10 protein-coding genes and 3 pseudogenes are annotated in these 12,587 nt (G+C 60.2%); 10 read left to right on the top strand and 3 right to left on the bottom strand.

Features of this window, described 5'->3' with window-relative positions; genetic code table 11:
• Positions 1–714 precede the first annotated feature (714 nt).
• The 4 genes and pseudogenes from EN853_RS32515 to EN853_RS32500 form a co-directional block, all read left to right on the top strand.
• Positions 715–1,167 carry a DUF4440 domain-containing protein gene (locus EN853_RS32515; protein WP_127862979.1) on the top strand — a complete coding sequence of 151 codons (453 nt, stop codon included), beginning with the start codon at positions 715–717 and terminating at the stop codon, positions 1,165–1,167.
• A gap of 111 nt (positions 1,168–1,278) precedes the next feature.
• A complete protein-coding gene (locus EN853_RS32510; RefSeq protein ID WP_127862980.1) occupies positions 1,279–1,656 on the top strand; it encodes a hypothetical protein in 378 nt (125 codons plus the stop codon).
• Positions 1,657–1,997: 341 nt separating this feature from the next.
• Positions 1,998–5,333: an adenylate/guanylate cyclase domain-containing protein gene (locus tag EN853_RS32505; protein WP_127862981.1), complete on the top strand. Its 3,336-nt coding sequence runs from the start codon at positions 1,998–2,000 to the stop codon at positions 5,331–5,333.
• An 81-nt stretch (positions 5,334–5,414) separates the two neighbouring features.
• Positions 5,415–5,620, top strand: a pseudogene (locus EN853_RS32500) (integrase core domain-containing protein); the annotation flags it as partial.
• Between the two features lie 87 nt (positions 5,621–5,707).
• Here EN853_RS32500 and soxR read toward each other — a convergent pair.
• Positions 5,708–6,142, bottom strand: coding sequence for a redox-sensitive transcriptional activator SoxR (gene soxR / locus EN853_RS32495; RefSeq protein ID WP_127862987.1), 435 nt, complete (start codon positions 6,140–6,142; stop codon positions 5,708–5,710).
• An 84-nt stretch (positions 6,143–6,226) separates the two neighbouring features.
• On the opposite strand from soxR, the gene EN853_RS32490 reads away from it, so the two are divergent.
• The 3 genes from EN853_RS32490 to EN853_RS32480 all read left to right on the top strand — a co-directional run bounded on the left by EN853_RS32490 (position 6,227) and on the right by EN853_RS32480 (position 9,801).
• On the top strand, positions 6,227–6,949 hold the full coding sequence (locus tag EN853_RS32490) for an SDR family oxidoreductase (protein WP_127862982.1): 723 nt from the start codon (positions 6,227–6,229) through the stop codon (positions 6,947–6,949).
• On the top strand, positions 6,946–8,124 hold the full coding sequence (locus tag EN853_RS32485) for an S-adenosylmethionine:tRNA ribosyltransferase-isomerase (protein ID WP_127862983.1): 1,179 nt from the start codon (positions 6,946–6,948) through the stop codon (positions 8,122–8,124). Before EN853_RS32490 ends, EN853_RS32485 begins: the two co-directional genes overlap by 4 nt.
• 315 nt (positions 8,125–8,439) lie before the next feature.
• Entirely contained in the window at positions 8,440–9,801 is a 1,362-nt protein-coding gene (locus EN853_RS32480; RefSeq protein WP_127862984.1) for a (Fe-S)-binding protein, read from the top strand.
• A gap of 93 nt (positions 9,802–9,894) precedes the next feature.
• Here EN853_RS32480 and EN853_RS32475 read toward each other — a convergent pair whose 3' ends face one another.
• Complete coding sequence (locus tag EN853_RS32475) at positions 9,895–10,494, bottom strand: hypothetical protein (protein WP_127862985.1); 600 nt, start codon at positions 10,492–10,494, stop codon at positions 9,895–9,897.
• 251 nt (positions 10,495–10,745) lie between these two features.
• Positions 10,746–10,910 (bottom strand): annotated as a pseudogene (locus tag EN853_RS32470) (transposase domain-containing protein); the annotation flags it as partial.
• A 169-nt stretch (positions 10,911–11,079) separates the two neighbouring features.
• On the opposite strand from EN853_RS32470, the gene EN853_RS32465 reads away from it, so the two are divergent.
• The 3 genes and pseudogenes from EN853_RS32465 to EN853_RS34990 all read left to right on the top strand — a co-directional run.
• Positions 11,080–11,721, top strand: coding sequence for a hypothetical protein (locus tag EN853_RS32465; RefSeq protein WP_210234827.1), 642 nt, complete (start codon positions 11,080–11,082; stop codon positions 11,719–11,721).
• Positions 11,718–12,095, top strand: a complete 378-nt coding sequence (locus EN853_RS32460) for a hypothetical protein (protein ID WP_127862986.1) — start codon at positions 11,718–11,720, stop codon at positions 12,093–12,095. Before EN853_RS32465 ends, EN853_RS32460 begins: the two co-directional genes overlap by 4 nt.
• Positions 12,096–12,437: 342 nt before the next feature.
• Positions 12,438–12,587: pseudogene (locus tag EN853_RS34990) on the top strand (DUF6429 family protein); the annotation flags it as partial.

The following is a 12,587-nucleotide window of genomic DNA, read 5'->3' as shown; positions in this document are numbered from 1 at the left end:
CCCTCGACTATCTCTCGCCGGACGAATACGAAACCGATCTCATGCAACTACGCCAAACGACATCAAACGCTATCCACAGCAGGGAGAACTGTTACTGATTACTGTCTCACGGAAGGGGTGCAGTCCACCATGTCTTAGGTACAAACTGTTACCGATGTCTCCGGGCCGGACAGCTGTAATGATGGTAGCGGAGGACCGCTACATCGCGAAACCCACTATCGAAGAAGCGCTCTTCCACTTTCGGCGGCGTTCAGCCTGAGCGTGCAAGAACTTCTTAGTCGCTCTTACGTCGCTGAAATCGATTGGAGGGCAATCGTTTGATGCCGCATTATAGTGAAGGATAGGATCGGTCCCGCCGGAGCCCCTTGCGTTTGCTTTGCATATTAGTAAATGCTAAACTAGAAGCTGAGGTCGCATCGTCCAGCGCAAAGTCCAACGGGCATTTGGCATGTCCGGTGCTCTACGTGATGACGACTGCGATTACCGTTTGGGGCACCTTCGGTGCACGCGACGATGTGCGTGGCTGGCAAGCGTGATCGCCGCGGCTACAGCCGGTCACGGCGAAGCGGTCACCGGGGAATGCCGGGATGCCTGCGAGCACTGTGACGCCGCGACCAGATGGACGTCATGATCTCGCGGCGGGGCGACCACCAGGAAGTCTGTGTGATAACCTCAAACGGGGAATAACTAGAGACCAGAACACGGGAGGATGAAATGACTTTCAAGCATTGTCTGCTGGTCGTTGCTGTCACGTCGCTCTGCCTCGGATCTGCCCAGGCCCAGTCTGCGAAAGAAGCCATTGAAGCCGCTAATGCCGAGTTCGTGAAGGCATACAACAGTAAGGATGCAGCCGCGGTTGCCTCGAAGTACGCGGATGACGCATCCGCATTCCCGCCAGATATGGCGCGGGTCGACGGCCGCCAGAATATTCAAAAGCTATGGCAGGGCGCGATCGATATGGGCATATCGGAGCTCAAGCTCACCACGCTTGAGGTCCAGGAAAGCGGAGATTTTGCGTTCGAGTCCGGGACTTTCTCCCTCAAGGCCCCGGGCAAGGATTCGAAGCTGGTGGATGCCGCCGGGAAGTATGTGGTGGTCTGGAAGAAAGGACAGGACGGCAGCTGGAAGCTTTACCGGGACATATGGAACTCCGATCCCGCGAAATGAAGGTTAGCATTGGGCGGCGGGCGCTGCATGATCACGATTTTAGACCATCGCCAATTTCGGGAAGTTCATTTGCCACTCGGTCCCACAAGCGGGTCGTTGCCGGAGGAGCACATGGCGAAACTCACTGTGGATCAATACCTGGCGGCGGCGGCTGCGAGACTTGCCCATCTGACGCAGACATATGCGATCACTTTTTTCGCCAGTATCGCGACCATGTTCGCGATACTGGCGTACGCGCCATCAGCGGGACTGGCCGCCAGGTTCGCGCTCGCGACGATTGTGGTCGCAATCACAGTTTATGGGGTCTTGGCAGCCAAAGCCGCCCTGGATGACTTAAAGGCGATGCTGGATGACGCAGTCGACGACTTCTCAGGCAGCCGCTTCGGCGCTCACCTGAAGCAGATACCTACGGCGCTGTTCATCGGAGTAAGCGTCATCCTCATGCTTGCGATGGGGGCGACGCAGCTGTGGGCGATCATTTCGGCCTGACTGCGCTGATGCTTCAGCTGTTCTCATCTTCGTCCTCTTCGGCGCGCCAAATCGTCCATTGATGATGATGTGCATTTCGAAAATGCTGCCGGAACAAAGGAGAGAACTGTCCGAGGCACCCATTAAGTGAAGGCACCTAACTCCGGCCGCGTATTATCCGTCTGAACGCGCAGATTTAATCCAATGCAGCCGCTTGATCAGTGGAGCGTTCGTCTGCCTTGCGGCCATAAGCTGTCATCACAACATGCGGCAGTGACCACGGCTCTCCAAGCCAACATTCTTCGAAATTCCCGGCATTTGAGTTAGTATCGCGTGCTGAGGTACGGCCTTGGGGAGCTGTCGTGGACATTGCTGCTTGGTTGCGACGTCTCGGGCTGGAGCAATACCAGCAGGCGTTTCGCGACAACGCTATCGATGGGGAAGTTCTGCCCGAGTTGACTGACGCCGACCTCCAGCAGCTCGGTATTCTACTCGGCCATCGCAAGCGGCTCCTCAAGGCGATCGCAGAGCTCGGACCGCCTACAGACCGCTCCAAGCCGAGCACTGTCGAGATCAAAATTCAACCTGGCGCCTCGGAGCCGGTTGCCGAACGCCGGCAGCTGACGGTCATGTTCGTCGATCTCGTTGGTTCGACGGCGCTCGCGTCGCGTCTGGATCCAGAGGACCTGCGAGAGATCATCGGAGCGTATCACCGCTGTGTCGCCGATACGGTCGCGCACTTCGGCGGCTTTGTCGCCAAGTATATGGGCGATGGCGTGTTGGTGTATTTCGGCTACCCACAAGCGCACGAGAACGACGCGGAACAGGCAGTGCGCGCTGGCCTTGCTCTCGTCGATGCCGTTAGGCGACTCCAAGAGCCCGAGCCATTGCGGGTTCGTATCGGCGTCGGCACCGGGCAGGTCGTCGTTGGCGATCTGATCACCTCTGGCGAAGGGCAAGAGCGCGGCGTCGTGGGCGAGACGCCGAACCTCGCCGCCCGCCTGCAAGCTCTTGCCGAGCCCGACGCGGTCGTGATCGGGCCGCAAACGCGGCAGCTGGTTGGCGGTCTTTTCGAGTATCGCGATCTTGGTGCCGTCCAGGTGAAAGGCTTTCCGGAGCCGATCCATGCCTATCAAGTGACTCGTGAGAGCGCTGTCGAAAGCCGGTTCGAGGCGCTACATGGCGCGACGCCCACGCCGCTGGTCGGGCGTGAGGAGGAGGTCGACCTGCTGCAGCGCCACTGGCATCGTGCGAAAAGTGGTGAAGGTCGTGTGGTGCTTCTCTCGGGCGAGCCCGGCATCGGAAAATCGCGCCTCACCGTTACCTTGCAGGAGCGGATCCAGAATGAGCCACACACCCCCTTGCGCTATTTCTGTTCGCCGCACCATCAAGACAGCGCGCTCCACCCGACCATTGCGCAGCTGGAACGTGCCGCCGGCTTGGAGCGCGACGACCCGCCTGAGAGAAAGCTGGATAAGCTTGCAGCCCTGCTTGCCGCGGCCTCGCCGGAGGACGTCGCGCTGTTGGCCGAGCTGCTGTCGTTGCCGACCGAAGGTCGCTTCCCTCCTCTCCAACTGACGCCCCAGCGGAAGAAAGAGAAAATCTTCGAGGCGCTTCTCCGGCAGCTCGAAGATTTGGCGCGACGAGGTCCGGTGCTGATGCTCTTCGAGGATGTCCACTGGATCGACCCCAGCTCGCGCGAGCTGCTCGACCTAGTCATCGAGCGGGTGCCGCGCCTGCCAGTGCTGCTTCTCCTCACGTTTCGCCCCGAGTTTCAACCGCCGTGGACGGGGCAGGCGCACGTCACGGTTCTTGTCCTCAATCGGCTCGACTGTCGTGAAGGCGCTGCGCTGGTCCAGCGGGTCGTCGGCACCGGAGAGCTGCCGGCCGACGTTGTTGCGGAGATCATCGAGCGCACGGATGGGGTGCCACTGTTCGTTGAGGAGCTGACCAAGGCTGTGCTGGAGGGCGGCAACGCCAGGACAGTGCTCTCAAAAGCTGCTGCGACTGCGTTGAACGTGCCCGCCACGCTGCATGCCTCGCTGATGGCGCGGCTTGATCGTCTCGGCTCTGCCGCCAAGGACGTTGCCCAGGTCGGCGCGGTTCTCGGTCGGGAATTCTCCTACGAGTTGCTGGCAGCAGTAGCACAGCGAAATGCCGCCGAGCTAAACGGCGCACTGGATCAACTCGTCGGCGCCGGTCTGGTGTTCTGCCGCGGGACGCGGCCGCTGGCCACATACCTCTTCAAGCATGCGCTCGTTCAGGACGCAGCGTATGGCACGCTGCTGCGCGTTAAACGCCAGGAGCTACACAAGCGAGTCGCTGACGGGTTGGAGGAAAAGTGGCCCGAGATTACTGAAGCGCAACCCGAACTCCTCGCGCACCATCTTCAGGAAGCGGGGGATTGGGCGGGCGCGGTCGATCACTGGCAAAAGGCGGGAGGGGCCGCTCTGGCCAGAGCGGCTACCCGGGAAGCCGTGTCGCACTTTGCCAGTGCTATTGACTGCAGCAGGAGACTCGGCGACGTCTCCGATGGCGCCGAACGGGTGACACGTCTCCACCTTGCGATGGCCAATGCCTTGATGCAGGCAGAAGGGTATCGTTCTGAGCGCCTTGGGAAGACGCTTGAAGATGCACGTCTTGCAGCCGCGAAGACTGCATCGGTCGAATTGCAATGTGACGTTGCACTTTCACTCGCTCCATTTTTTTATGCCGCTGGGCGCAATCAAGATTACCTGACCCTGGCCGAAGAGCAGCTCGCAAACTGTGCCGATCTCCTTCCAACGGCCCATCTGAGTGGTCTTTGGGCGGCAAAGGGGATCGCTCATTCCAACCGGGGAGAAGAGCCGCTGGCAGCGGAGGCCTTGCGCAAGGCCTTAGATCTGATTGATCGGGTTGACCCAAGTCATCGTATTCTGTTCGGCGGTGCGGATCAACGTGTCTCTGCCCAAGCATATTTCAGCGAATCGCTGATCATATTGGGTTTCTTTGACGCTGCAGTCGAAGAGAAAGAGCGCCTGATGCGCAATTTTGACCAGCTCGATAAGCCTTTCGACCTCGCGTGGCATCTTCTCGTGCAGTGCCAATTGTGCGCGCTACTTGGTCAATACGAGGAACTACTCGATAACGCTAGGAAGATCGTCGAGATTTGCGAGCGTCATGGCTACACGGCGCGTCGAAGCAGCGGCATCAGGTGGCGTGGCCATGCCCGCTCGCATCTAGGAGAACTGGACGCCGGTATCGATGACGTCCGAGAGAGCATGGTTGTTTGGCGTGGGCAGGGCGTCGTATTTCATACCCCTGAGAAAACATGCGCGCTTTGTGATCTACTCCTACGGGCCGGTCGCATCGAAGAGGCATCCCAAATGCTTGATGATGTCGATACGCTGGTTTTCGATACGGACGAAGCGTCCTACCTGGCAGAATGCGTCCGGCTTCGTGGCCAAATCGCCGCGGACAGAGGTGACCTGGCGGGTGCCAAACACCTATTCGAAACAGCGATTGCTACTGCCCGTCGGCAGCAAGCGAGACTCTTCGAGCTTCGCGCTACAACGCACCTAGCACCAATTCTGGCACGGCAAGGTCGTGTCAATGACGCCGAGACGCGCCTACGATCCGTTATCGACACGTTTGAAACCAGATATCCGGTCGTCGACCTCATCGCAGCGCAACGGGCGCTGGACTTGCTGGGCCAATGAGTTTCGCGGCCCTGCGTTGGGGCTCGATAGTTGGCGTCGATCCTTGGCATTCCCTTCGCCAGCCCCAATGCGCTGTTCAATCTCAGCAAGCTGTCGGTCTGGTGGCTGCGCCTGGGCATCGACATCGAGCGCTCAGGCCCGGCTGCCCGCAGCAGAACGGCCGCCACGAGCGCATGCATCTGACGCTCAAGAAGGAAACCACCAAACCGGCAGGCGCCAATTTCCTTCAGCAGCAGGAGGCCAGGTTCAATGACTTCATCGACGAATTCAACGCAGAACGCCCGCATCACACTCGGCATGGACCGTCCGGCCGAACGCTACACGCCCTGCCGATATGCACGCCGCTCTGCAATAGTGACAGGCACGCTGCCAACTCACCCCAGCCAATACCGCGGCCCTGGCCCTTTGCGTCCTGCCATGTCGGCAGGGTTCGCAAGGCTACATCGGTCGATCGAGAGGCAGCCGCAACCGATGCACTCAGTAAGCCCGGACCTCAGTCGCTGCAACTCGGCGATGCGCTGGTCGATGCGCTTGGTCCACTGGCCCGACAACCGCGACCAATCCCGACGCGACGGCACGCGATCGGCTGGCAACTTGGCGAGCTCGGCGCCGATCTCCTCGAGCGTCAGCCCAATTCGCTGCGCAAAGACGATGAAGGCGATCCGGCGCAGCACCGATCGCGGATAGCGTCTGTGTCCCGAGCCGGCCCGCTCGGACGCAATCAGCCCGCGCTCCTCGTAGAAACGCAGAGCCGATGAGGCGACACCGCTGCGCCGCGATACGTCGGTGATGGTCAGCATGGAATCCATGCGTGAACGAAAGCACGATTCCCGCTTGACCTCAAGTTAACTTGAACTTGTAGCACGGGTCGAACAGATTGAAGGAGCCCGGCTATGCAGACGAATATTGGCCTTCAGGAACTTCGCGTGGCGGTCACGGGCGGCACATCCGGCCTCGGACTGGCGCTTGTGCGGCAGCTTGCCGAGCAGGGTGCGTCCGTCGCCTTCGTCGCACGCACCGCCGCGCTTGTCGAACGCATCGCCGATGAGACGGGTGCGCACGGCATTGTCGGCGACATCAGCAACAAGGCGGACATCTACCCGATCGCGTTGCAGGTCACGGCGAGCCTCGGCGGGCTCGATGTCCTGATCAACAATGCGTCGAGCCTCGGCCCTGTCCCTCTGGCGCTCCTTGCTGATACCGAGTGCGAGGAAGTGGAAAAAGCGCTTGCGGTCAATCTCGTCGGCGCGTTCCGGCTGACGAAAGCCCTGTTCGGCGCGCTCGCCGCGTCCGCACGCGGGGGCCGTGGCGCGCTGGTGATCAACATCTCCAGCGACGCGGCGGTGAACGCCTATCCCGGCTGGGGCGCGTATGGCGCGAGCAAGGCCGCTCTTGCCCATCTGACGGCCATTTGGGACGAGGAGGCGAAAGCCGACGGCATCCGGCTCCTCGCGCTCGACCCCGGCGATATGGACACCCCGCTGCACGCGCTGGCGCTTCCCGACGCCGATCCGTCGACATTGAAGCGCCCCGAGCTGGCTGCTGCCGAGATCATCGAAAAGATGCTCGACGCGTTGCCGGTCCGCGCAACGCCTCTCGCCGGGGCACATGGATGATTGCCGCCGACCGTCGCGTTCGGCGCGCCGCCAGGCTGTTGGTCGTCGAGGCGAACGGCGCGATGTGTGACCTGCCGCGCGCTGGACTTGCGACGCTATTCAATCCCGGCGACCTGATCGTCGCCAATGACGCCGCGACCTTGCCAGCCAGCTTGCACGGCACGCATGTCCCCAGCGGCGAGGCGATCGAGATCCGCCTGGCAGGCTGGCTGTCCCTTCCCGATCCAACCCGCTTCGTGGCACTTGCCTTCGGCGCGGGCGATCACCGCACGCGCACGGAAGACCGGCTGCCTCCGCCTCCGCTGTCAACAGGCGATCGCCTCCGGCTCGGCCCGCTTGAAGCCGTCGTCGCGCGCCTTCTTGACCATCCTCGCCTTCTCGAGCTGCGCTTCTCAGGCAATCGCGCAGCCGTGATTGCGGGACTGGCGCAGCACGGCCGGCCGATCCAATACGCGCATGTTCCCGAGCCATTGGCACTGTGGGATGTTTGGACGAAGATTGCCGCCGGGCCGGTCGCGTTCGAGGCGCCATCGGCAGGCTTTGCGCTCGACTGGCTTACGCTCCAAGCCTGGCGTCGGCGCGACGTCGGCTTCGCAACGCTCACGCATGCCGCGGGCGTTTCTTCCACCGGCGATCCCGCGCTCGACTCGCGCCTCCCTTTCGACGAGTCGTACCGCATCCCTGAGCGCACCGCGACGCAGGTCGCGCGGGCGAAGCTCCGCGGCAGCCGCATCATCGTGATCGGTACGAGCGTAGTGCGCGCACTTGAGGCAGCCGCCAATCCCGACGGCAGTGTGCGTGCCGGAAATGGCATTGCGACTGGGCGCATCGTGCGGGGCACGCGGCTTCGGGTGGTTGACGCGATTCTCACAGGCGTCCACCAGCCCGGCGAAAGCCATTTTGAGCTCCTGCGCGCCTTTGCCGACGATGCTCTGCTCGCCAAGGCCTCCGTAGCCTTTGCCGCGTGCCGATACCACACGCATGAATTTGGCGATTCCATGCTGCTCAATCGCCAACCGCTGCTTCCATCGAGCGAACAGGTCCGGGCTGAGGTGCTCGAGACGAAGGCTCTTCTCGAGGCCTGCTATGATGTCGGCAGGATCGGTGGCATTTCGGACGCTCGGCGCGCGAGGAAGTCGGAGCAATGTTGCAGCGGACCAAGAGTCGGAATTTGACCCAAGGATGACTTCGTTTCCTGCAGACCAATCGCGGTCTCGGCAATTCCGGTCGCTCGCCGGGCCCACCCTACCCACCTGTGTGATGCTAAATCGCCACCACTAGCGAATGTCGGTATCGGTGGTTGCGTGTCCTCAACGATGAGTCCTAGAAGCTGCGTGAAATATCGAAATATCGTCATTGGAAGCACTTTGAGATTTTTCCATATGCCGCGGATCTCGCGTCCTCGTCCTTCAATGTTGCCGATTGTTATGTTAGGTTCTGAGTTGCCAATGCGCGCGTACGACCATTCGTCTGCAGAGTCGGAGCCCGCAATGCCCCCGGTGGACGAGACATCCTTCGAGACGGCTCTGGGCGAACGCGTCCAGGATATGCTTGACGGCTGCACGCGATGTGGCAAATGCGCTAAGGTTTGTCCGAGCCTAGTGCCCGCCGGCATCTCGGATGCGCAGCCCGAAGACCTCATCGGCGGTATCCTCGATCTTGTCCGCACCGGTGACGGTCCGGAGAGGTCCCGCAACTGGGCAGCCTCCTGCATGCTCAGCGGGGAATGTATCAAGGCGTGCGACTACGGCGTCAATCCGCGCTTTCTCCTTGCCATGGCACGCCTCAGCATCGCGCAGTCCGATAAAGAGCTTTCTGAACGACGGCGGCAAGGCGTGGAGAGATACCGTGAGGTCAGCCGCGGTGTAACGATGCTTTCGCGTCTGCAGCTCGATGCGGAGGTCCTGGAACGGCTGGGTCAAAAGTCAACGTCAGTGTCCACGCCCGCCGAGCCGGCGGATTTCGTGTTCTACACCGGCTGCAACGTGCTCAAGACGCCACACATTGCCTTGCTTGCCCTCGATATCATGGATGTAGTCGGCGTCAGTTATCGGGTCATGGGCGGCCCCAGCCATTGTTGCGGGATTTCCCAGCTCAAGTCCGGGGACGCCGAGATGGCCGGTCGGCTGGGATCGAACAGCATGGAGAAGCTGTCGCACTCGAGGTCGGGACAGGTGATCACCTGGTGTCCGACTTGCTACGTCCAGTTCACGGAAACCATCCTGCCGACGGTGGAACGACAGCGCGGCTCACGCCCGTTCGAGATGAACCCGTTCATGCGGTTCCTCGGCGACCGGCTGGCGCAGTTGAAGCCGCACCTGCAGCACAGGGTCGATATGCGCGTCGCGCTGCACAAGCATCCTGGCGTAGCCGGCGCCGTGGAAGCCGCCACCGAAATCCTAAGGATGGTCCCCGGCGTTGAGCTTATCGATCTGCACCAGCCGGCGGTGGGTCTGCAGAGCGTGCATATCGGTGTCCTGCCAAAGTTCAAGCGTGAGTTGCAGCAAAGAGAACTTGAAGCGGCGCGTGACGCGGGCGTTGATGCGCTGGTTGCTGTTTATCATTCCGATCATCGCGAATTGTGTGCACACGAGCGCGATTGGCCGTTCCGCATCATCAATATCCTTGAAGTTGTTGGTGAAAGCATGGGATTGCATCGGCATGATCGCTACAAGGAGCTCAAGGTGATTCAAGACGCCGATCAGATCGTCACCGAATGTAGCGACTTGATCGCACGGCACTCCCTTGATGCCCGCGATGCCCGCGACGTTGTGGTCAGGGTTCTGCTTGGTGACCAGCCGCTCCCTCTGAAGGGTGGCCACGAGCGCGGCGCGAGTGTCGTGGCCGAGTAGCAATTTGGCCGCTTCTAGTTCCAGTGTAAGCGATGTGTCGCTCACACGTGCGCCATGTACAGTTGGATCAGGTGCCGATGCGTGAGCCGTGCCTTAAAACGGGTTCTTGTCTGGATTGATAGCCTGAGGAAGCAGCAATGCTGCTTGGGTCCTAGCCGACGCACAGACTTCGGATGTTGGTTGTGTAAGAGCCAGATTCAGCGCGTACTGACCATACTTCCAATTTTGGTCCTTGGCAGCCTGGTCCAAGTCTGACTTGTCAGAAATCGCCTTCATGGCCTTCCGTATATTCTCGACGTCAGTCTCACTGAAAGAGACATCATTGTGATGGTAGCAGTAGTCCGCCGTCGCGTATATTAGATCAAGCAGCAATAGCCCTTTGCCGCCCTGAGAGCTTGTAGGCGGGGCGACTGAGGCTGTTCCAGCCTTTAGTCTGGCTGCAAACGACTTTATCGAAACAGCGATCCTGTGCACCTGATCGAACTCGGATGGATTAAGTGTCGATTTAGCCTTCTGCTCCAGTTCATCCATGTGCGCCAAGTCGGCGGGTGAGAGAGTATGTTCGGACATCACCATGCCTGCGAACACCTGCATTTTGGTGACGAAAGTGCCATAGTTTGGCGCTTGATCGTCACCTAAACTGATCGATGCTCCACCAATAGTCATTGCTATGAGAAAGCTGGCCCGGAACATGCTAGTATTAGTCAAAGTCCTCCCCCGAAGAGAGCCTCGCCCATGTCGGCGCCCAATAGGGTTGGGCTTCGGCACTGTCATCAGGAATCACCAGATATGGTACCACTTGAGCAAACGGGATAAGCGGCCATCGAGGCCGAGCGCCTCTCGGTTGCGCCAAGTAAATTCGCAGGCGGTTGGGTCAAACTTGGCACGGTCGAGTTCTACGAAAGATCGAGTTTACAGGGTCGAGCCACGGTGAGCGGTGTTTCTCAGGCCGCGGCCTTTAACTCGGGAACGGCGAGATAGGCCCAGGGCAGGAGATCGTCGATCTGGCTGTTGGGGTGGCCGTTGACGATCCTGGCGAGCACGTCGGCCAGGTAGCCGAGCGGCTCGATGTCGTTCAGCTTGCACGTCTCGATCAGCGAAGCGAGAACGCGGATCTCGGCGATTTGAGCGTCCAATCCTGAGCGAAGCCACAGATCAGAATTGGCTAGGTCGCAAGGTAGATTTGAGCAAAATCAAAGATTGTCCTGTCGAACATCGATATTGGTACCTCTAAGCCATTCCGGCCGTTTTGCGTGCCGAATGGTTACGGAGGTTCTGATGGAAATCACCACTCGAGATCTAATGACGGTGCTGCATGGAATGGGCTTCGGCGCGCTTTTCATGCTCGCATTTTCCGGCGCCATTGCCGGTCTCTACAGAATGTCGGCCCCAGGGGCACCGCCAATGAGCACAAGGGAACAGTCGCTGCTCAACTTCTGGCTTGTTGCGATGGTGGTTCTCTCCTGGCTCACGGTGTTTTCTGGCGCCTATAGCGTCTATCCGTGGTACCGCGCCGCTCCGCCGGCCGGGGTGACTGATCTTTCGGACTATCCGCGGAGCCTTCTCCTGTCGAGCCCAAGAACATCCGAGTGGCATTCTCTCGGCATGGAATGGAAGGAGCATGTCGCTTGGCTGGCGCCGATCGCAATGACCATGGTGGCCTATGTCACCATGAAGTACGGACGAGCGATCGTTCAGCACCGCAACATGCGCATCTCGGTCTTGGCTTTTGCGGTCGCGGCCTTCTTCGCGACGGGCGCAGCCGGCGCACTGGGCGCGTTCCTCAATAAATACGCTCCCGTCCGCGGAGGCCAATCGATCGTACTGATACAAGGAGAGGAGCCGGAGGGTCCCCAGACGCCAGCCCAAACACCTGGAGTGCAGCCACCGGCCGCGCAGCCGGAAGGAGAACAGCCATGACCATTTCGCAGAAGCCGGTCGTCGGCCAAAGTCAAAGCGTTGAAAAGATTCCCGAAATTATACCCAATGGACCGGGCGCGGCGGCCATTCTCGCCGCAGGCATCGGTAGCGCCGCTATCGGCATCCTGGCTCTCGCCGGCGACGCATCGAAGGCCATCAACGGCTTGCTGACCTTTTATAAGCCATCTGGAGCTCTCTCCGGCGTGACGACCGTGGCCATCATTATATGGCTGGTGGCGTGGTTCATCCTCGCCCGTCGTTGGGGGAACAAGACGGTGGCCATGAGCAGGGTCAATGTCGGCGCTTTTGCCCTTCTGCTCATCGGTTTGCTGCTGACCTTTCCTCCGTTCATGGATTTCCTGCAGGGCAAATAACATAACGCTTGAGACAAGGGCTGCGTCGGTATACCGACGCAGCATTATCCTTTCTCGAGGTTCACCAGCCGCTCAAACCGAATAGCTGTCGCTTAAACGGCGATCCGACACCTGCCTGAGTGGAACATCATGTGGCATTCGTCCTTATGCTGCCTACGCGTGCTTGCTCGACGTGAGCCTACCAGCTTAGATGGAACGTGCGGTTCCACAGTCTAGCCGGATCGGCTGCTCTCCGGGCTGCCCAATGGGACGAAGATCAGGATTGCAACGGTGCCAACCGTCGCGAAGATGTATCCCTCCGGTCTGGGCCGCGGCGGGTGCGGTCTGTGTTAAGCTGCAGCGATGGAGATCGACACCGACAAGATTTGATGATGCAGTCCTGGCGCTGCTTTGGCTGACCCTGCACAATGAACGGTGTGCTTGGAAAGGCTTTGACTGGGACGTGACGGATCGACTTCACCGGAAGGGATTGATCGCCGACCCGGTCAACAA

Source organism: Mesorhizobium sp. M1C.F.Ca.ET.210.01.1.1, from assembly GCF_004791585.1.
Lineage (GTDB): Bacteria > Pseudomonadota > Alphaproteobacteria > Rhizobiales > Rhizobiaceae > Mesorhizobium.
This window is presented reverse-complemented; position numbering and strand designations above follow the sequence as displayed.

What these genes read in the sequence shown, in the direction of transcription:
- EN853_RS32515 (WP_127862979.1), top strand. Translation starts at nt 715, where the DNA reads ATGACTTTCAAGCATTGTCTGCTGGTCGTTGCTGTCACGTCGCTCTGC.
- EN853_RS32510 (WP_127862980.1), top strand. Translation starts at nt 1,279, where the DNA reads ATGGCGAAACTCACTGTGGATCAATACCTGGCGGCGGCGGCTGCGAGA.
- soxR (WP_127862987.1), bottom strand. Translation starts at nt 6,142, where the DNA reads ATGGATTCCATGCTGACCATCACCGACGTATCGCGGCGCAGCGGTGTC.
- EN853_RS32490 (WP_127862982.1), top strand. Translation starts at nt 6,227, where the DNA reads ATGCAGACGAATATTGGCCTTCAGGAACTTCGCGTGGCGGTCACGGGC.
- EN853_RS32485 (WP_127862983.1), top strand. Translation starts at nt 6,946, where the DNA reads ATGATTGCCGCCGACCGTCGCGTTCGGCGCGCCGCCAGGCTGTTGGTC.
- EN853_RS32480 (WP_127862984.1), top strand. Translation starts at nt 8,440, where the DNA reads ATGCCCCCGGTGGACGAGACATCCTTCGAGACGGCTCTGGGCGAACGC.
- EN853_RS32475 (WP_127862985.1), bottom strand. Translation starts at nt 10,494, where the DNA reads ATGTTCCGGGCCAGCTTTCTCATAGCAATGACTATTGGTGGAGCATCG.
- EN853_RS32465 (WP_210234827.1), top strand. Translation starts at nt 11,080, where the DNA reads ATGGAAATCACCACTCGAGATCTAATGACGGTGCTGCATGGAATGGGC.
- EN853_RS32460 (WP_127862986.1), top strand. Translation starts at nt 11,718, where the DNA reads ATGACCATTTCGCAGAAGCCGGTCGTCGGCCAAAGTCAAAGCGTTGAA.